This window comes from Pseudomonas sp. M5A4_2d (assembly GCF_053345295.1).
Genome location: NZ_JBKEZW010000004.1, coordinates 93,887 through 111,710, shown reverse-complemented (window position 1 = coordinate 111,710; position 17,824 = coordinate 93,887). Strand labels below are relative to the sequence as shown.

The 17,824-nt window shown below is 58.9% G+C and carries 18 protein-coding genes; 12 read left to right on the top strand and 6 right to left on the bottom strand.

Going from position 1 to position 17,824, the window contains the following annotated elements; genetic code table 11:
* Positions 1–67: 67 nt before the first annotated feature.
* The 4 genes from livH to ACLBW8_RS13550 are packed head-to-tail and all read left to right on the top strand — an operon-like array spanning position 68 to position 3,708.
* Complete coding sequence (livH, locus tag ACLBW8_RS13565) at positions 68–991, top strand: high-affinity branched-chain amino acid ABC transporter permease LivH (RefSeq protein WP_221294148.1); 924 nt, start codon at positions 68–70, stop codon at positions 989–991.
* The gene (locus ACLBW8_RS13560) at positions 988–2,241 is read left to right on the top strand and encodes a high-affinity branched-chain amino acid ABC transporter permease LivM (RefSeq protein WP_447805561.1); all 1,254 of its coding nucleotides are present in this window, start codon (positions 988–990) and stop codon (positions 2,239–2,241) included. Before livH ends, ACLBW8_RS13560 begins: the two co-directional genes overlap by 4 nt.
* A complete protein-coding gene (livG, locus tag ACLBW8_RS13555; protein ID WP_016975067.1) occupies positions 2,238–3,005 on the top strand; it encodes a high-affinity branched-chain amino acid ABC transporter ATP-binding protein LivG in 768 nt (255 codons plus the stop codon). The genes ACLBW8_RS13560 and livG overlap by 4 nt, the downstream gene beginning before the upstream one ends.
* A gap of 1 nt (position 3,006) precedes the next feature.
* Positions 3,007–3,708: an ABC transporter ATP-binding protein gene (locus tag ACLBW8_RS13550; RefSeq protein ID WP_017137209.1), complete on the top strand. Its 702-nt coding sequence runs from the start codon at positions 3,007–3,009 to the stop codon at positions 3,706–3,708.
* Positions 3,709–3,759: 51 nt separating this feature from the next.
* On the opposite strand, the gene ACLBW8_RS13545 is transcribed toward ACLBW8_RS13550, so the two are convergent.
* Genes ACLBW8_RS13545 through ACLBW8_RS13530 form a run of 4 tightly spaced genes read right to left on the bottom strand, consistent with a single transcriptional unit; the run spans position 3,760 to position 7,753 of the window.
* Positions 3,760–5,052 (bottom strand): MFS transporter, encoded by a 1,293-nt coding sequence (locus tag ACLBW8_RS13545; RefSeq protein WP_447805560.1) that lies wholly within the window; start codon positions 5,050–5,052, stop codon positions 3,760–3,762.
* A 12-nt stretch (positions 5,053–5,064) separates the two neighbouring features.
* Positions 5,065–6,042 (bottom strand): phytanoyl-CoA dioxygenase family protein, encoded by a 978-nt coding sequence (locus ACLBW8_RS13540; RefSeq protein ID WP_447805559.1) that lies wholly within the window; start codon positions 6,040–6,042, stop codon positions 5,065–5,067.
* Positions 6,043–6,065: 23 nt separating this feature from the next.
* A complete protein-coding gene (locus ACLBW8_RS13535; protein ID WP_447805558.1) occupies positions 6,066–6,761 on the bottom strand; it encodes a hypothetical protein in 696 nt (231 codons plus the stop codon).
* On the bottom strand, positions 6,761–7,753 hold the full coding sequence (locus ACLBW8_RS13530; protein WP_447805557.1) for a hypothetical protein: 993 nt from the start codon (positions 7,751–7,753) through the stop codon (positions 6,761–6,763). The genes ACLBW8_RS13535 and ACLBW8_RS13530 overlap by 1 nt, the downstream gene beginning before the upstream one ends.
* 810 nt (positions 7,754–8,563) lie before the next feature.
* Between ACLBW8_RS13530 and ACLBW8_RS13525 the strand changes: the two genes are divergently transcribed.
* Genes ACLBW8_RS13525 through ACLBW8_RS13510 form a run of 4 tightly spaced genes read left to right on the top strand, consistent with a single transcriptional unit; the run spans position 8,564 to position 11,029 of the window.
* The gene (locus ACLBW8_RS13525) at positions 8,564–8,869 is read left to right on the top strand and encodes a BufA1 family periplasmic bufferin-type metallophore (RefSeq protein WP_064451205.1); all 306 of its coding nucleotides are present in this window, start codon (positions 8,564–8,566) and stop codon (positions 8,867–8,869) included.
* 23 nt (positions 8,870–8,892) lie between these two features.
* The gene (gene bufB, locus ACLBW8_RS13520; protein ID WP_407016525.1) at positions 8,893–9,774 is read left to right on the top strand and encodes an MNIO family bufferin maturase; all 882 of its coding nucleotides are present in this window, start codon (positions 8,893–8,895) and stop codon (positions 9,772–9,774) included.
* The gene (locus ACLBW8_RS13515) at positions 9,771–10,547 is read left to right on the top strand and encodes an HvfC/BufC N-terminal domain-containing protein (RefSeq protein ID WP_407016526.1); all 777 of its coding nucleotides are present in this window, start codon (positions 9,771–9,773) and stop codon (positions 10,545–10,547) included. Before bufB ends, ACLBW8_RS13515 begins: the two co-directional genes overlap by 4 nt.
* Positions 10,544–11,029 carry a DoxX family protein gene (locus ACLBW8_RS13510; RefSeq protein ID WP_064451202.1) on the top strand — a complete coding sequence of 162 codons (486 nt, stop codon included), beginning with the start codon at positions 10,544–10,546 and terminating at the stop codon, positions 11,027–11,029. The genes ACLBW8_RS13515 and ACLBW8_RS13510 overlap by 4 nt, the downstream gene beginning before the upstream one ends.
* On the opposite strand, the gene ACLBW8_RS13505 is transcribed toward ACLBW8_RS13510, so the two are convergent.
* On the bottom strand, positions 11,026–11,934 hold the full coding sequence (locus ACLBW8_RS13505) for a LysR family transcriptional regulator (protein ID WP_447805556.1): 909 nt from the start codon (positions 11,932–11,934) through the stop codon (positions 11,026–11,028). The genes ACLBW8_RS13510 and ACLBW8_RS13505 overlap by 4 nt on opposite strands.
* 103 nt (positions 11,935–12,037) lie before the next feature.
* Here ACLBW8_RS13505 and ACLBW8_RS13500 point away from each other — a divergent pair, with 103 nt between their 5' ends.
* The 3 genes from ACLBW8_RS13500 (at position 12,038) to ACLBW8_RS13490 (ending at position 15,126) form a co-directional block, all read left to right on the top strand.
* Positions 12,038–12,637 carry a short chain dehydrogenase gene (locus ACLBW8_RS13500; RefSeq protein WP_447805555.1) on the top strand — a complete coding sequence of 200 codons (600 nt, stop codon included), beginning with the start codon at positions 12,038–12,040 and terminating at the stop codon, positions 12,635–12,637.
* A 97-nt stretch (positions 12,638–12,734) separates the two neighbouring features.
* A complete protein-coding gene (locus ACLBW8_RS13495) occupies positions 12,735–13,406 on the top strand; it encodes a COG3650 family protein (RefSeq protein ID WP_064451199.1) in 672 nt (223 codons plus the stop codon).
* 106 nt (positions 13,407–13,512) lie between these two features.
* A complete protein-coding gene (locus tag ACLBW8_RS13490; RefSeq protein WP_064451198.1) occupies positions 13,513–15,126 on the top strand; it encodes an NAD(P)/FAD-dependent oxidoreductase in 1,614 nt (537 codons plus the stop codon).
* A 136-nt stretch (positions 15,127–15,262) separates the two neighbouring features.
* Here ACLBW8_RS13490 and ACLBW8_RS13485 read toward each other — a convergent pair whose 3' ends face one another.
* The gene (locus tag ACLBW8_RS13485; protein WP_064451197.1) at positions 15,263–16,357 is read right to left on the bottom strand and encodes a PLP-dependent cysteine synthase family protein; all 1,095 of its coding nucleotides are present in this window, start codon (positions 16,355–16,357) and stop codon (positions 15,263–15,265) included.
* Between the two features lie 216 nt (positions 16,358–16,573).
* Here ACLBW8_RS13485 and nhaA point away from each other — a divergent pair, with 216 nt between their 5' ends.
* Entirely contained in the window at positions 16,574–17,749 is a 1,176-nt protein-coding gene (nhaA, locus tag ACLBW8_RS13480) for a Na+/H+ antiporter NhaA (RefSeq protein WP_064451196.1), read from the top strand.
* Positions 17,750–17,824: the final 75 nt, after the last annotated feature.

The following is a 17,824-nucleotide window of genomic DNA, read 5'->3' as shown; positions in this document are numbered from 1 at the left end:
GAACAGGGCACCGAGCCGGAAATGACTCCACCAGTGAAATGCGTATCGGGTTTTTAGGAGCGCTGTAATGCCTGAGATCTATCATTTTTTCCAAACGCTGGTTAACGGCATGACCGTTGGCAGCACCTATGCATTGATAGCCATTGGCTACACAATGGTTTACGGCATCATTGGAATGATTAACTTCGCCCATGGCGAGGTGTACATGATTGGTTCCTACGTGGCCTTCATCGCCCTTGCCGGGCTGGCCATGATGGGTATCCATTCCCTGCCGCTGTTGATGACCGCTGCGTTCCTTGCATCGATCATCGTGACCAGTGCCTATGGCTACAGTATCGAGCGTGTTGCCTACCGTCCCTTGCGTGGCAGCAACCGTTTGATCCCGCTGATTTCCGCCATCGGCATGTCGATTTTCCTGCAGAACACCGTATTGCTGTCCCAGGACTCCAAGGATAAGTCCATTCCCAACCTGATCCCGGGGAGCATCTCCTTCGGCCCAGGTGGCGCACAAGAAGTGCTGATTTCGTACATGCAGATCCTGGTCTTCGTCGTCACCCTGGTGGCCATGCTGGGCCTGACCCTGTTCATCTCCCGCTCCCGTCTGGGGCGCGCCTGCCGGGCTTGCGCCGAAGACATCAAGATGGCCAACCTGCTGGGCATCAACACCAACAACATCATCGCCCTGACCTTCGTGATCGGTGCTGCGCTGGCGGCCGTCGCGGCTGTGCTGCTGAGCATGCAGTACGGCGTGATCAACCCCAACGCCGGTTTCCTGGTAGGCCTCAAGGCCTTTACCGCGGCGGTCTTGGGCGGCATCGGCAGTATCCCGGGCGCGATGCTCGGCGGGCTGGTGCTGGGTGTGGCTGAAGCCTTTGGTGCCGATATCTTCGGCGACCAATACAAGGACGTCGTGGCGTTCGGCCTCTTGGTTCTGGTGCTGTTGTTCCGTCCGACCGGCATTCTGGGCCGTCCGGAGGTTGAGAAAGTATGAGCAGATATCTTAAATCGGCGTTTTTCAGCGCCTTGCTGGTATGGGCCGTGGCCTTTCCGGTACTCGGGCTCAAGCTGAGCATTGTCGGCATCAACCTGGAAGTACATGGCACCGGTCCCGTGACCTTGACCATCATTGCCCTGTGCTCGGTGCTGATGTTCCTGCGCGTGCTGTTCACCCTGCAGGTCGGTGCTTTGTTCAAGGGCAACCGTGGCCCGTTGGTGTCGCCCAAGGTCAGCCAATTCCTGACGCTGCCGCGTACTCAGCGCTATATCATCATCGGCCTGATCGTGGCTGCGTTGATCTGGCCGTTCTTCGGTTCCCGTGGTGCGGTGGATATCGCAACGCTGATCCTGATCTACGTGTTGCTGGGCCTGGGCCTGAACATCGTAGTCGGCCTGGCCGGCCTGCTCGACCTGGGCTACGTGGGCTTCTACGCCGTGGGTGCCTATACCTACGCGTTGCTGTCGCACTACCTGGGCTGGGGCTTCTGGATCTGCCTGCCACTGGCCGGTATGGCGGCGGCCACGTTTGGCTTCCTGCTGGGCTTTCCGGTGTTGCGCTTGCGCGGTGACTATTTGGCGATCGTGACCCTGGGCTTCGGTGAAATCATCCGACTGTTCCTGCGCAACCTCACCGACATCACTGGCGGCCCCAACGGTATCAGCAGCATCCCCAAGCCGACGTTCTTCGGATTGTCCTTCGACCGCACCGCAGCCGAAGGCATGCAGACCTTCCACGAGTACTTCGGGATCGACTACAACCCGGTGAGCAAAGTGGTGTTCCTGTACCTGGTGGCGTTGTTGCTGGCGCTGGCGGCACTGTTCGTGATCAACCGTTTGCTGCGCATGCCGATTGGCCGTGCGTGGGAAGCGCTGCGCGAAGATGAAATCGCCTGCCGTGCGTTAGGCATGAACCCCACCGTCATCAAACTCTCGGCATTCACCCTCGGGGCAACATTCGCCGGTTTCGCTGGCAGCTTCTTCGCCGCTCGCCAAGGTTTGGTGACCCCGGAGTCGTTCACCTTTATCGAGTCGGCGATCATCCTCGCCATCGTGGTACTGGGTGGCATGGGCTCGCAACTGGGTGTAATCCTGGCGGCGATCGTGATGATCCTGCTGCCGGAAATGATGCGTGAGTTCAGCGAATACCGCATGTTGATGTTCGGCGCCATGATGGTGCTGATGATGATCTGGCGTCCTCAAGGCCTGCTGCCCATGCAACGTCCACACATGGAGCTGCGCAAATGAGCCGCGAGATCCTGAAAGTCGAAAACTTGAGCATGCGCTTCGGCGGCTTGCTGGCGGTCAACGGCGTGGCCCTGACCGTAAAAGAGAAACAAGTGGTGGCGCTGATCGGCCCGAACGGCGCCGGCAAGACCACAGTGTTCAACTGCCTCACCGGCTTCTACAAGCCGAGCGGTGGCAGCATCCTGCTGGACGGCCAGCCGATCCAGGGCCTGGCCGGTCACGAGATCGCCCGCAAGGGCGTGGTGCGCACCTTCCAGAACGTACGGTTGTTCAAGGACATGACGGCGGTCGAGAACCTGCTGATTGCCCAACACCGTCACTTGAACACCAACTTCTTTGCAGGCCTGTTCAAGACCCCGGCGTTCCGCAAAAGCGAGCGCGAAGCCATGGAGTACGCCGAGTACTGGCTGGACAAGGTCAACCTCACCGAGTTTGCCAACCGTCCTGCTGGCACCCTGGCCTACGGTCAGCAACGTCGTCTGGAAATCGCCCGCTGCATGATGACCCGCCCGCGGATCCTCATGCTCGACGAACCGGCCGCTGGCCTGAACCCCAAGGAAACCGAAGACCTCAAGGCGCTGATCAGCGTGCTGCGTGAGGAAAACAACGCCACGGTGCTGTTGATTGAACACGACATGAAACTGGTCATGAGCATTTCCGACCACATCGTAGTGATCAACCAGGGCACGCCGCTGGCCGACGGCACGCCGGAGCAGATCCGCGACAACCCGGAAGTGATCAAAGCCTATTTGGGGGAAGCGTAAAATGCTGCAATTCGAAAACGTTTCCACTTTCTACGGCAAGATCCAGGCGCTGCACAGCGTCAACGTGGAAGTGCGCCAAGGTGAAATCGTCACGCTGATCGGCGCCAACGGTGCCGGCAAGTCGACCTTGCTGATGACCCTGTGCGGTTCGCCGCAGGCCCACAGCGGCAGCATCCGCTACATGGGTGAAGAACTGGTGGGCCAGGCCTCCTCCGAGATCATGCGCAAGAGCATTGCCGTGGTGCCCGAAGGCCGCCGTGTGTTCTCGCGCCTGACGGTGGAAGAGAACCTGGCCATGGGCGGGTTCTTTACCGACAAGGGCGACTACCAGGAGCAGATGGACAAGGTGCTGCACCTGTTCCCCAGGCTCAAGGAACGCTTCAGCCAGCGCGGCGGCACCATGTCCGGCGGCGAGCAGCAAATGCTCGCCATCGGCCGGGCGCTGATGAGCAAGCCCAAGCTATTGCTGCTGGACGAGCCTTCACTGGGACTGGCACCGATCATCATCCAGCAGATCTTCGATATCATCGAACAACTGCGCAAGGACGGTGTGACGGTATTCCTGGTGGAGCAGAACGCCAACCAGGCGCTGAAAATCGCCGACCGCGCCTACGTGCTGGAAAACGGCCGGGTGGTGATGCAGGGCACCGGGGAGCAATTGCTGACGGATCCGAAGGTGCGTGAAGCCTATCTCGGTGGCTGAGCCATTGAGGTAACAAAAAAACGGCCTTCGGGCCGTTTTTTTTATCGCGGTTCAAAGCGTCGCGACCAACTCCCCCTTACTCGCGCGCTGGCCTGCCAGCATCAATGCCCCGCCCAATAGCAACAAGCCCGCCGCCAGGAAGATATACGCGCCGTACACATCCAGCGGCGCGTCGAAATAGGCTATGACACGCTGTGCCACATTTAACGTCTGAGAGCACACCAGCGTACCGGTTAATGAGGCGATGGCCAGCACCGGCGTGACCGTTGCGGACACACGCCCCATGTAACCTTCCGGCACGGCTTCCTGGAGCATCGGCCCTTGCACAATCGCAAACACCGAGAAGAACAACCCACAGCTGAACATCAGCGCCCAGGCCAAGTAAAACGGCGGATGCAGCGAATACGCCAGGTAGCTGAACCCCATGCACAGCAACGCAAGGGTAAAGGCCTGGCGCGTGCTCAATGACTTCAACACCGGCCGGACCAGCACGGCAGCAATCAACCCGCCGACAGGGAACGCCGCGAGAATCAGACCGTATTCATAAGGGCTCAAGCCCAAGGTTTTGAATGCATACAAGGACAATGCGACATTATTGACCCCCAAGGAAAACCCGTATAACGCCACACCGATCAACAACGTCCTAATCGAGGCGTGCCCCCAGGAAAACCGTAGCCCTGCAAGCACTCCATGCCAGAAGGGCAGCCGCTGTTGCTCGGCCAGCAAGGTCAGGCGCAGGCCCTGGGTAGACGCTATGCACAGGGCCGAACAGGCAAAAGCCAGCACATTGATCAGCAGTGCCAGGGCGGGGCCCACCCACACAAATAATGCCGGCCCAAGGGACGCCGACAACACTGAAATGCCCGTCAGGGAAAACATCGCCTTGGCCGATGCCTCAACGCGTCGTGCCGAAGGGATGACCACTTGCATGATCGCCTGGCGTGACGGGTTGAAAAACTGTGCAGCCGTGCTGTTCACCAACAACAAGAGCAGAACGCCGACGAGCACTTGCATCGGGTCCAGCCCGGCCAGTGAATAGATCACGAAAAAGATCAGGAAGTTGAGCACCCGAATCCCATCCGCCGCGATCATCACGTACAGCGGGGCCATCCGATCGACCCAAGCCCCGGCCAGTGGGGCCACCAATACACGCGGAATAGCAGAGGCCGCCACCGCCAGGCCTACAGCCGTCGGCAAGAACGCACTGTCGTGAAACAAGTCAGTCACCAGCCACACAATGACGGTGCTCTCGAAAACAAACTCGCCAAACGATGAGAGGGCTTGCCCCAGCCACAAGAATGAGAAATTTCTGCTGATGAAAAAATCTGCAAAGCGGTTCTTCACAGCCACATTACCTTATTGGTCGTAAATACGTTCAAAGGACTCGAGCAACCCCTGGGCACAGGACTTGACGGGTTCGGACATACCGAATCTGGCAGCGATTTCGAGGGCCGCCACCGCATTCTTGTTACCTTTAACCGCTTCCCCGATAGCGGTCAGATCCCGCCAATGCTCCCAGGATGGATCAAAGGGAATAAGCGGCGGATGCCTGTCCCGCCAGTAAAACCCCCAGGTCCGCCACCCTTCGTAGAACGTTTGCCAATCCTGGGTCAACAGCGGCTTGGCAAAATTACTGAGTGCCAAAGGCTCAGCGAGCGGCTGAAACCGTGCCTCGATACTGCAACGCCAACCTTTGCCGGTATTGGTCGCCCCCCCATGCGGGGTAAACGTATTGAACAGCAGTACATCACCCGGACGTAATGCGAAAACGTTTTTTGCGCCCAGCACGCCGGGGCAGACTTGCCATCCTGATGGGTTGAGTGCCAGCTCGAGCGGTAACAGGGTTTCACCTGGTTTTTTTGTGTAAACCGGCAGCGATCCCGACCCTTCATCGACATTAAAAAAGGGTGCCCACAGGGTGATCTGCTGGCCACTGCCCTGCAATTCCGGAAAGTCCTGGTGAACGCCCGGTGAGGAGTGCATGGAAGAATCCAAGGGTGCCAAACCGCGCACCCATTTGATCGGATGAACGAACACCTCATCGGTGTCGAAGAGCAGCTTCATCACCTCAATCACCTTGGGCGCTTGAAAGAGTTCTTCGGTCAATTCGCTGCGCATGACGTCGACAAACTTCAGAAAGTCCGGATCAGCCTGCTCTGGTTCCTTGAAGCGCGGCTGGCCAATCTCGGTGAAACCATCGGTTATTCGATGCTTGCGCAATTGCTGGATTACTTTTTCAGCGAGCAGTGCCAATTTCTGGCGATCGAGTAACTCGCGAACAACGACATAACCCTCTCGCTCGTAGGCGTCCTTCAGCGGCGAAAGTCCGTTCATTTTTGCAACTCCTTGCAACGCACTCAGCCTGGAAAAACCAGCCGGATGGCATAAAGAACATCCCTTTCTTCCGTCAGGCGCAGCATATTTGACGCTGTTTCTTCGTGTACAGCCGGCGTCATTCTCGCCGCCAGCCCTTGATGCTGCCCCTCCAACAACAGGGCATGCCCTACACGCCCTACATCCAGCAACGCTTTGGCGTAGGCAATATCAGGATCGCCGAATGCTGCAACAGCAAATTGCCAATTGATCCCAAGTAACACCGTAATGCCTTTGCCCCCGGCCCATCCTTGGCCCTGAATGATCTTGGCGACCACCTCGCTGTCACTGGCGCGGTCCGAACGCTTGAGCGCTCTGGGCGTATGGTCCAGTAACCATGCTGCATCCGCCCAGCCCTGTACTCCCTGGGTAACGATTCCAGCAAACAGATGTGTTTCCTGGGCCAATGCCTGATAGAGGCACCTGAGTACCGCCTCCAGCACCGAAGAAGGAACGTCGCGCTCGGCAACAGACGTAAAGCTGCGTCTTGAAATAGCGCGCTTGACGTCATAGCCGGTCACCAGCTTATCCAGCAGGTAACGATGGCTTTGAAGGGCCTGCGGCTGGGCGACCTGATCAGCCTGCAATTGCTTCAGGAACACATAAGGGCGTTCCCAGTTATGGGTATCCCACGTGTTGGGTATTGAAACTTCACTGCCGTGTTGGCTGACATATCTCATTAATTCCACCCTTCCAGCAAACCGATGGAAAACGCAGGAAGGCCGTCATCCAAAGACTCGTCGGTGAAGTTTTTTGCGTACTCGAAGTCCACGACAAAGCGTGATGTGTAGTGCCAGTTGCAATAACTGGCCAACGCCGACAATTGCGCCTCCGCATGACCGGCATCGACGAGCAAGGCGCGAAAACTTCGGGGGTCACGGTAGCGGAACATTGATCGCCTTACGGCTGCACACAGTACCAGCCTCACCACCCAGTCGGCATCCGAACTTGAAATGCGTTCGGCCTCCATTGAGTCGGGCAACTGTGGGGTAATTAATTTAAGCGAACTATCGATCGGGGAGAAATAGTAGACGCCCGGCTCAATGATCGACGAACGATGTATTTCGACAAAACATTCCGTGGGGTGCCGGGCGCCGCCGGAAGGAATGGACTTCTTGAGTAATTCAACTTGATGATAATCACGCTCGCCGTCGTAATACGCCGGTTGGTGCAAACGCACGCCAAACGTCCCGGACATAATCATACTGAACTGATAGAAAACAGAGTTTCTTAATTCATCAATGTCCAGATTAATGGCGTCAATGAGCGCAACATCATTGCCTGACTCAATACTCAACTCGACAGCGGGATACGCATGTTCCTTGACGTAGGCTGCCATGATCTGAGCATCTGCCTCCAACGCCGAAAGGCCTTGGGACATGTCCAGAAAAGGGTGATTCTGGGTCGCACGGTGATAGCCGGACTTGGGCTGCGCCAGCGCAGGCAGGCAAACATGGGCCAGCAAGGTGTCAATGCCAGCCTCACTGAGAGTGTTATCACGCGCAATGGCTTCCTTTACCAGATCGGCATTGACCGCCTGGCCGCAGTGCTCGGCAATGACCTTGCCCAAACCCTTGGAAATCTTGACGCCATTATGGCCTGACGAATAGTCAACCCAACAGTCTTCTTTACCGTCGTCAAACACTAATGCCGCGGGATTTATATGATACATGACCTGCTCCTTGAAAGACCTGGAGAGCGAACTCTCCAGGCCCGCTGCTTCTTACTTAGCCACTTTCACTGGCTTAGGCTGGGAAGGCAGTTTTACGTGCATCAGGTTGCAGGTAGCACTTTGCAGGAGAGCGACTTTTACTTCTTTCATCGTTAAATTCCTTCTTTTAGTTTAACTGGAACATATCCAGAAGAGGGGTTCCTGAATTGCGCATTTCATTTATTGCCGGCCAAAACAAACTAAACAGCCGACCCATAAAAGTCAAACCGAAAAAGACTTAAATTTATAACTGGCTGTTCCGCATATACAAAATTATTGTAAACCCCCGATAACGGGGACACAGCCATATTCCACCCAAAAAAATATCAGATTAAAAACATCCGACAAGCGCATGACTCGCGCCCTTCCCCATTCAAACGTCCACGACACATAGGCATCACCCCCCACATAGGGCCTAAACAACACCGCCCGCTTTCTTTTGAGCTATCGAAAATCCGCCACTTATATTTAAAAACTAGGATCTACTAAATTAAGCGATCTGTACTAAAACCCTATCAGATGAAACGTTACCCGTTACCGAAAACAGCGTTAACCGAACGGCGTTCATTACGGCCTTTATATGGCTTGGTAAATAGCCACGCAAGGAAACAGCTCAACGCCCGAGCCCGAGCATTCAGGGGCGAGTGATCGCGGCGGCTGGCGAACTGAAATTTTTTTGTCAGCCGCTGTAACGCATGGCGGTGCCCCAACTCTAGAGGGGTAAGCAAGCAAAAACGCTTCCTTACCCAACCTCACTGCTGGAGTTACACCATGACTACTAAATCCCGTTCGCTGTCCGCCGCCACCCTCGTTCTGGCCCTGGGTTCGGCCCTGAGCCTGTCCGCCCTTACAAGCACCGCGCACGCCGCCGATGACATGCAGAAATGCTTTGGTGTCGCCGAAGCCGGCAAGAACGATTGCGCCGCAGGCGCCGGCACTTCCTGCGCCGGCACCTCGAAAGTCAAAGACCAGGCCAACGCCTGGAAGCTGGTCCCAGCCGGCACCTGTACCAAAACCCCAAGCGCCACCTCGCCGACCGGTTTCGGCCAGGAAGCTGCCTTCACCGCCAAGTCCTGAAACAGCCCTCAGCCTGAGTAATGATGATGACGCTTTCCCCCCAACACACGGTCTCACCTGCTCAGGCGCCCGGCCTCCCTTACAGGGCCGGGCTGGGGTTGAAGAACGAGCACTTCATCGAAGTGCTCGAGACCTCACCCGACATCGGCTTTTTTGAAGTGCACGCCGAAAACTACATGGTGGCCGGCGGCCCGTTCCATCACTACCTGGGTTTGATCCGCGAGCAGTACCCACTGTCGTTGCACGGCGTGGGCCTGTCCATCGGCGGCGAAGGCCCGTTGAACCGTGAGCACCTGGCACGGTTGGCCACGCTGATCGAACGCTATCAACCCCACTCTTTTTCCGAACACCTGGCCTGGTCCAGCCATGGCCCGGTGTTTCTCAACGACTTGCTGCCCCTGGCTTACGATGCCGCCACCCTGAAACGGGTGTGCGAACACATCGATCAGGTGCAAAGCACCCTCAAGCAGCCGATGCTGCTGGAGAATCCGTCGACCTATCTGCAATTCCAACGCTCGACCCTGGACGAGACAGACTTCATCAGCGAGATCATCCGCCGCACCGGTTGCGGCCTGCTGCTGGACGTCAACAACGTCTATGTGTCGTGCATCAATCACCAGCGAGATCCACTTTCCTACATTGACGCACTGCCTTTGCGCGCCGTGGGAGAGATTCATCTGGCCGGGTTTGCCGAAGACACAGACAGCCTGGGCGATCGCCTGCTGATCGATGACCATGGCGCGCCCATCGATAACGCCGTGTGGCAGTTATACGAACAGGTGCTCGCGCGTACCGGCCCGGTGGCCACGCTGATTGAGCGCGATAACCAAGTGCCAGCCTTCAGCGTACTGCACGCCGAAGCCCAACACGCCGACTGGCATCTGTCGCAGGTGAACAACCCATGAGCCATCAAGCAGCATTTGCCAGTGCCCTGCTCGCACCCGACCCGATCTGCCCCGATGGCCTGTTCAGCAGCAATGGCGCCGATCCGGCCAGCCGCTTTGCGGTGTATCGCAACAATGTCCACAGCGCGTTGATCAATGCGCTGGTGACGGCCTATCCCGTCACGTTGCAATTGGTCGGCGAGGCATTCTTTCGCGCCATGGCCACCCTTTATGTGCAGGCCTGCCCGCCCAACAGCCCACTGATCAGTGAATACGGCAGCAGCTTTGCCGACTTTATCCAGGGCTTCGAGCCGGCTGCCAGCGTGCCCTACCTGGCCGATGTCGCGCGCCTGGAACGCTTGCGGGTGTGCGCTTACCACGCGGCGGACATTGAGCCACTGCAACAACAGACCTTGTTGCAGGCACTGCAAGCCCAAACCCATGTGGGCGAACTACGCCTGCAACTGCACCCCTCCCTCGCCACCTTGAACTCCGCCTACGCGATTGTCGCCATCTGGGCCGCGCACCAGACCGAGGGTGCCATTGCCAGCTTGAATGCCTGGCACGCCCAAAGTGCCTTGGTGTTACGCCAGGGGCTGGCCGTCAAGGTATTCGCCATAGACGCGGGTTCGGTCGCGTTCATCAACAGCCTCAACCACGGCGCTGGCCTGGAAATGGCTGTGACCCAGGCCCTGGAAGCCTCCAGCGAATTCGACCTGAACCAGTGCCTGACCCTGCTGATCAGCTACGACGCCATCACTCATTTGCACACAGAACAAAAGGTATCGCCATGAACACATCCCCTTCGTGCCTGGTAAAACGGGTCATCGCGCTTTTCGAGAAAATCCCCTACAGCCTGATCGCCTTTCTCGCGCGGTTTTCGATTGCAGCGGTTTTCTGGAAGTCCGGGCAGACCAAAGTCGAAGGCTTTGCCATCGACCTGATCAGCGGCACCTTCCAACTGGGCGAACCACGACTCGCCGCCTCCACCCTGCCGCTGTTTCGCAGTGAATATCACGTGCCTCTGCTGTCGCCGGAAGTGGCCGCGCACATGGCCGCCTTCGCCGAGCACTTTTTTCCGGTGTTGATTCTGGTGGGGTTTGCCACACGCTTCTCGGCCCTGGCCCTGATCGGCATGACCCTGACCATTCAACTCTTTGTCTACCCGGACGCCTACCCGACCCACGGCACCTGGATCGCCTTGCTGCTACTGCTGGTCGCCAAAGGCCCGGGGCGCCTGTCGATCGATCACCTGATAGCACGTCGCTACCGTTAAAGCCGGTCCAACGCTTCACCGCTGCGTTTGAACCAATCCACCAGGTAATCGGCGAGCACCTGAGTGCGGCGCGGCAAGCCACCCTGATACGGGTGAACCAGATACATCGGCATGCTGCGCGTCTGATAATCGCGCAGGAGCCAGCGCAATCGGCCGTCAGCCAGTTCCGCAGGTAAAACGTAGGACGGCAGGCGGGCGATGCCGGCGCCCACCAGTGCGGCTTTTTTCAACAGGTTGTAGTGGTTGGAAGCAAATGTGCCGCTGACCCGCACACGCAGTAGTTCGTGTTGCTGGTGGTACAGCCATTCTTCACGCCCGCTGTAGTGACTGTTCAGCAGGCAGGTATGGGCTGCCAGGTCCGCCGGGGTCAGCGGCTCGCCGTGCTGTTCCAGATAAGCCGGGCTGGCGCACGTCATCTCATGCCAGGCCAGCAATGGCTTGGCCACCAGGCGCTCGTTTTCGATGGCCCCCATGCGCACGCCCAAATCAAAGCCATCCCGCGCCAGATCCCGGTAGCTGTTGCTCAATTCCAGTTCGATCTGCACCTGCGGGTACTGCTTGGAAAACTCCAGCAGCAAACCATCGAAGAAGGTTTCCCCCAACGACACCGGAACCGTCATACGCACCGGCCCGGCCAGATCGTCCTTGAGCCGCGCCAATGCCTGTCGGGCGCGCTCCACTTGTACCACCAGCGCCTGGGCCTGGGGCAACAACGCCGCACCGGCTGCGGTCAGGCTGAGCTTGCGAGTGGTGCGGTGCAGCAACACCACGCAAAACCGCGCTTCCAGTTGGCTGATGCGCTTGGACAGCTGGCCCTTGCTGCACCCCAACTGCTCGGCCGCCACGGTGAAACTGCCGGCTTCGATCAGCACGGCAAACGCCGCCAGGTCATCCATATCGCTCACGGATTGTTTCCATTTGAAAACCAAAGGTTGCCTATTAGCACGTTTATCCACCCGAAAAGCCACACTAGACTGAAACCTCACTTACCCCTGGAGGAACAGCACGATGAAAATCCTATTGATTGGTGCCAGCGGCACGGTCGGCTCGGCCGTCAAGGCAGAACTCGCCCAGCGTCACGACGTGATCAGCATCGGTCGCACCCATGGCGACTTCCAGGTGGATATCAGCGACAGCGCTTCAATCCGCAAGCTATTCGAACAGACCGGCAAGTTCGATGCCCTGGTCTGCGCGGCCGGCAGTGTGAATTTCGTGCCGTTGGGTGACATGAGCGAAACCGATTTTGAACTGGGCCTGCGCGACAAGCTGATGGGCCAGGTCAACCTGCTGTTGATCGGCCGCGAATACGCCAACGACGGCGCCTCGTTCACCTTCACCAGCGGCATTCTCAACCGTGACCCGATCCGCACCGGTGCATCTGCCGCACTGGTCAACGGCGCACTGGATGCATTCGTCAAAGCCGCCGCGATCGAGCTGCCACGGGGCTTGCGCGTCAACTCCGTGAGCCCGACCGTCCTGCTGGAAGCCATGGACAGCTACGCCCCCTACTTCCGTGGCTACAAACCTGCACCCGGTGCTGATGTGGCGTTGGCCTACGCGAAAAGTGTCGAGGGCTTGCAAACCGGCCAGACCTTTATCGTCGGCTGAATTTTGTGTCTGTCAGAAATTCCTGAAGCCGGCCGACGGGCTTGTGGTGCGGCGTCAGCCTGCGTAACGTGGCGGCACTTGTTTGGAGACCCGATAAATGCGCGCCGCCCGTACCCTTGCTCTGTTTGCCCTGCTGCCCCTGTTCACCGCTTGCCAGATGTTCGAGAGCGAGCCGGCCAAACCGTCGACTGCGGGGCTGACCCGCATGCAGGGTGAATTGACGGCGGTGGCCGGCAAACTGTTGTTCCAGCCTTGCGGCGACAAACGCAACTACGTGGTCAACGACACCGGCGGCACCAGCATCCTGCAGGAGGCCGCCTCCCTGGCCGGCCAACAGGGTGTGCTGTTTGCCGACTTGCGCGGCAAGTTCTCCGGTGTCGCCAGCGGCACACAGGGTTCGGTAGACCTTCAGCAGCTGTATCGGGTAGAGCGCTCGACCTCGGCCTGCAATGACCCGGACTTCAAGCGCATGACCCTGCGGGCCAACGGCCACAAACCCGCCTGGGCGATGAACGTCACCGCCAAGGGCATGGTGCTCGAGCGTGAAGGCCAGCCACCACTGGCGGTGCCCTATGTAGAAGAGCAAATGGGCGACGGCCGCTTTAACCTGATGACGGAAGCCAACAACCAACACATCGAACTATGGGTGGCGCCGCAACGCTGCATCGACAGCGTCAGCGGCAGCTTGCAACACATGACCGCCGAGTTGCGAGTCAACGGCCAGGTACAACGGGGTTGCGCATCGTTCGGCGGCTCTCGGGACGACTGAATCAACCCCGCGCTGTTTTAACATGACGAAATACCGCCATTGGGGCTTATAATCGCCGGTTTGCAAAACAGCCGGCCTCTTTTCCCGCCGCCTACCGGATCCCGTCATGTTACGAATCACCGAACTCAAGCTGCCCATCGACCATCCCGAAGAAGACCTGCGGCCTGCCATCGTGCAGCGCCTGGGCATCGCCAGTGATGACCTGCTCGATTTCACCCTGTTCAAACGCAGCTACGACGCCCGTAAAAAATCGTCGGAGCTGTGCTTCATCTACACCATCGACCTGAACGTGAAAGGCGAAGCCGCACTGCTGCTCAAGTTCGCCGATGATCGCAACGTCAACCCGGCACCGGATGTCAGCTACAAGGTGGTGGGCCAGGCGCCGCAAGGCCTGGTTGAACGGCCGATCGTGGTGGGTTTTGGTCCGTGCGGGATCTTCGCCGGGCTGCTGCTGGCGCAGATGGGCTTCAAGCCGATCATCCTCGAACGCGGCAAGGAAGTGCGCCAGCGCACCAAGGACACCTGGGGCCTGTGGCGCAAAAACGTGCTCAACCCGGAGTCCAACGTGCAGTTCGGCGAAGGCGGCGCCGGGACCTTTTCCGACGGCAAGCTCTACAGCCAGATCAAGGACCCGAAATTCCACGGTCGCAAAGTGCTGCACGAGTTCGTCAAAGCCGGTGCACCGGAAGAAATCCTCTACGTCAGCAAGCCGCACATTGGTACATTCCGCCTGACCGGCGTGGTGGAAAACATGCGCGAGCAGATCATCGCCCTGGGCGGTGAAGTGCGTTTCGAACAGCGGGTCACCGACGTGCTGATCGAAGATGGCCAGTTGAACGGCGTTGTGGTGGATGGCGGTGAGCAGATCCTCTCCAAGCACGTGATCCTCGCCCTCGGCCACAGCGCCCGCGACACGTTCCGCATGCTCCACGGCCGTGGCGTGTACATGGAGGCCAAGCCGTTTTCCGTCGGTTTCCGTATTGAACACCCGCAGTCGCTGATCGACGCTGCGCGCCTGGGCAAATACGCCGGGCACCCAAAGCTCGGCGCTGCCGACTACAAGCTGGTGCACCACGCCAAGAACGGCCGCTCGGTCTACAGCTTCTGCATGTGCCCGGGCGGTACGGTGGTAGCGGCCACTTCCGAGCCCAATCGTGTCGTCACCAACGGCATGAGCCAGTATTCGCGTAACGAACGCAATGCCAACTCCGGCATCGTGGTCGGCATCACACCGGAAGTGGACTACCCAGGTGGCCCGCTGGCCGGCATCGAGTTGCAGGAGCGCCTGGAGTCCCACGCCTACATCCTCGGTGGCAGCAACTACGAGGCACCGGCGCAACTGGTGGGTGATTTCATCGCTGGCAAGCCGTCCACCGCCATCGGCAGCGTGGAGCCGTCCTACAAACCGGGTGTGGCACTGGGTGACCTGGCCCTGGCATTGCCGGACTTCGCCATTGAGGCGATTCGTGAAGCATTGCCGGCGTTCGAGAAACAGATCAAAGGCTACTCGCTGCACGACGCCGTGTTGACCGGTATCGAGACGCGCACCTCGTCACCACTGCGGATTACCCGCGACGAGTCGATGCAAAGCTTGAACGTGAAAGGCCTGTTCCCGGCGGGTGAAGGCGCTGGTTACGCCGGTGGGATTCTGTCGGCGGGTGTTGACGGAATTCGGATTGCCGAGGCATTGGCGCGGGATATGCTCGGCATCGAGGCCTGACGCAGAATCTGAACAGACTGCAGTTCCAATGTGGGAGCTGGCTTGCCTGCGATGACGGTGGTTCAGTCGATAAATTCGGCGACTGAGACTCTGCGATCGCAGGCAAGCCAGCTCCCACATTGGGTTTTGCGTCGTATCAGATGTTTGCGCGCAGGACGCTCTCCGGCAGCGGCTCGCCCCGTTCGACACTCGCCGCAACGGCCGCGATCAAACCGTCAAGTGCATAGCCCTGCCCCGCCAGCCACGCCTGATCGTAGTAAGTGGTGGCATAGCGCTCACCCCCATCACACAAGATCGCCACGATCGACCCCGACTCCCCTGCCGCTTTCATCTGCTGCGCGGCCATCAAGGCGCCGATCAGGTTAGTCCCGCTGGACCCGCCAACCCGCCGCCCCAGCCGTTCGGCCAGGTAATGCATGGCGGCCAGTGACAGCGCGTCCGGCACCTTGACCATCGCATCAATCACCCTGGGCAGAAACGACGCCTCAACCCGTGGCCGGCCGATCCCTTCGATGCGCGAACCGCAATCCAGGCGCAGGCTGGCATCGCCTGTCTGGTAGTAATCAAAGAACACCGAGCGCTCGGCATCGGCACACAAGACGCGGGTGCAATGCTGGCGATAACGCACATAGCGTCCCAGGGTGGCGGTCGTGCCGCCGGTGCCGGGGCTGGAAATCAACCAGCTCGGTTCGGGGTAATGCTCAAAGCGCATCTGCTGGAAGATCGACTCGGCGATGTTGTTGTTCGCCCGCCAGTCCGTCGCCCGCTCGGCGTAGGTGAATTGGTCCATGAAGTGACCGCCACTTTCCTTCGCCAACCGTTCGGACTCGGCGTATATCTGCGTCGGATCATTCACCAGATGGCTCTTGCCACCGTAGAAGGCGATCTGCGCAATCTTCTCCTTCGACGTAGTGGCCGGCATCACCGCAATAAACGGCAGGCCGAGCAAGCGTGCAAAGTACGCTTCGGAGATCGCCGTCGAACCGCTGGACGCCTCGATCACCGGCGCACCCGGTTTGAGCCAGCCGTTACACAAGGCATACAGGAACAGCGAACGCGCCAGCCGATGCTTGAGGCTGCCGGTGGGGTGGCTGGACTCATCCTTGAAGTACAACTCGATACCCGGCAACCCCGGCAACGGCAAAGGGATCAGGTGTGTGTCGGCGCTGCGCTGAAAGTCCGCCTCAATGATGCGAATGGCTTCACGGGCCCAGTTACGGTGGTCGCTCATAGGGTGCGTCTCTAAAGATTTCAGCCCCAATTTTAGGGGGTTTCCTACACTGCACACAGATACAGTGACGTCTCAATTAGACACACAATTGCTAGGCTTCGGCGCATCACCGATCCTGACCGTTGCTTATAACAAATAAGAATATAACTTTTGTTTTAACAACTAACGGTACGGGTTAGGGTACCCACCTATTGAACCTGGATTGGAGAGCATCCCTTGCCTCTGCGTAGCACTTTCACCCGTTTCTTCCAGCTGGAAGCCGCCAGCGGTCTGTTGTTGATCGCCGCTGCCGCCTTGGCGCTGATCATTAATAACTCACCGTTGTCGCACCTCTACGGCGCCTTCCTCGACACCCCGGTAGTGGCGCAGATTGGCGCACTCAAAATCGCCAAGCCCGCTTTGCTATGGATCAACGATGGCCTGATGGCCCTGTTCTTCCTGCTGATCGGCCTGGAGGTGAAGCGCGAGCTGCTCGACGGCCACCTGTCCAAGCCCTCGCAAGTGGTCTTGCCCGGTGCGGCGGCCATTGGCGGCATGGTGGTGCCCGCGCTGATCTACTGGGCGATCAACAAGGATTACCCCGCCGCGCTCGCAGGCTGGGCGATCCCCATGGCCACCGACATCGCTTTTGCACTCGGCGTCCTGGCGCTGCTGGGCAAGCGCGTGCCGGTGTCGCTGAAACTGTTCCTGATGACGCTGGCCATCATCGACGATCTCGGTGCAATCATCGTCATCGCCGTGTTCTATTCAGCCGACCTGTCGGGCGCCGCCCTGGCAGGTGCGGGCGCCTGCTTGGTTGCCTTGATCGCGATGAACCGCCTGGGCGTGATCAAACTCGGGCCCTATATGATCATAGGGCTGATCCTGTGGGTCTGTGTGCTCAAGAGCGGCGTCCACGCCACCCTGGCCGGTGTGACCTTGGCGTTCTGCATTCCGCTGCGCACCAAAAACGCCGAACCTTCGCCATTGCTGACCCTGGAGCACGCGTTGCACCCGTGGGTGGCCTACGCCATCCTGCCATTGTTCGCGTTCGCCAATGCGGGCGTATCCCTCACCGGCGTGAGCATGGAAAGCTTCACCCATCACGTGCCCCTGGGCATCGCCGCCGGCCTGTTGATCGGCAAGACCGTTGGTGTGTTCGGCCTCACCTGGCTGGCCATCAAGACCGGCCTTGCCGCCCTGCCCAGTGGCGCGAACTGGGGCCAGGTGTTCGGCGTGGCGATCCTGTGCGGTATCGGCTTCACCATGAGCCTGTTTGTCGGCTCCCTGGCCTTTGTGCCGGGCGCCAGCGAATTCGCCGGCGAGGATCGAATGGGGATTCTGACCGGGTCGATCCTGGCGGCGTGTATTGGCTATGCAGTGACGGCGATGGCGAGCCGCAAGAAAGCCTGACCCCAACCTGAAACACCTAAAAACCCCAGCCGGTCACCCGGTTGGGTTTTTCTTTTTGCGCCGCCAACGTTTAGC

What these genes read in the sequence shown, in the direction of transcription:
- ACLBW8_RS13490 (WP_064451198.1), top strand. Translation starts at nt 13,513, where the DNA reads ATGTTACGAATCACCGAACTCAAGCTGCCCATCGACCATCCCGAAGAA.
- ACLBW8_RS13560 (WP_447805561.1), top strand. Translation starts at nt 988, where the DNA reads ATGAGCAGATATCTTAAATCGGCGTTTTTCAGCGCCTTGCTGGTATGG.
- ACLBW8_RS13525 (WP_064451205.1), top strand. Translation starts at nt 8,564, where the DNA reads ATGACTACTAAATCCCGTTCGCTGTCCGCCGCCACCCTCGTTCTGGCC.
- ACLBW8_RS13535 (WP_447805558.1), bottom strand. Translation starts at nt 6,761, where the DNA reads ATGAGATATGTCAGCCAACACGGCAGTGAAGTTTCAATACCCAACACG.
- ACLBW8_RS13540 (WP_447805559.1), bottom strand. Translation starts at nt 6,042, where the DNA reads ATGAACGGACTTTCGCCGCTGAAGGACGCCTACGAGCGAGAGGGTTAT.
- ACLBW8_RS13550 (WP_017137209.1), top strand. Translation starts at nt 3,007, where the DNA reads ATGCTGCAATTCGAAAACGTTTCCACTTTCTACGGCAAGATCCAGGCG.
- ACLBW8_RS13485 (WP_064451197.1), bottom strand. Translation starts at nt 16,357, where the DNA reads ATGAGCGACCACCGTAACTGGGCCCGTGAAGCCATTCGCATCATTGAG.
- ACLBW8_RS13500 (WP_447805555.1), top strand. Translation starts at nt 12,038, where the DNA reads ATGAAAATCCTATTGATTGGTGCCAGCGGCACGGTCGGCTCGGCCGTC.
- livG (WP_016975067.1), top strand. Translation starts at nt 2,238, where the DNA reads ATGAGCCGCGAGATCCTGAAAGTCGAAAACTTGAGCATGCGCTTCGGC.
- livH (WP_221294148.1), top strand. Translation starts at nt 68, where the DNA reads ATGCCTGAGATCTATCATTTTTTCCAAACGCTGGTTAACGGCATGACC.
- ACLBW8_RS13495 (WP_064451199.1), top strand. Translation starts at nt 12,735, where the DNA reads ATGCGCGCCGCCCGTACCCTTGCTCTGTTTGCCCTGCTGCCCCTGTTC.
- ACLBW8_RS13515 (WP_407016526.1), top strand. Translation starts at nt 9,771, where the DNA reads ATGAGCCATCAAGCAGCATTTGCCAGTGCCCTGCTCGCACCCGACCCG.
- ACLBW8_RS13530 (WP_447805557.1), bottom strand. Translation starts at nt 7,753, where the DNA reads ATGTATCATATAAATCCCGCGGCATTAGTGTTTGACGACGGTAAAGAA.
- ACLBW8_RS13510 (WP_064451202.1), top strand. Translation starts at nt 10,544, where the DNA reads ATGAACACATCCCCTTCGTGCCTGGTAAAACGGGTCATCGCGCTTTTC.
- bufB (WP_407016525.1), top strand. Translation starts at nt 8,893, where the DNA reads ATGATGACGCTTTCCCCCCAACACACGGTCTCACCTGCTCAGGCGCCC.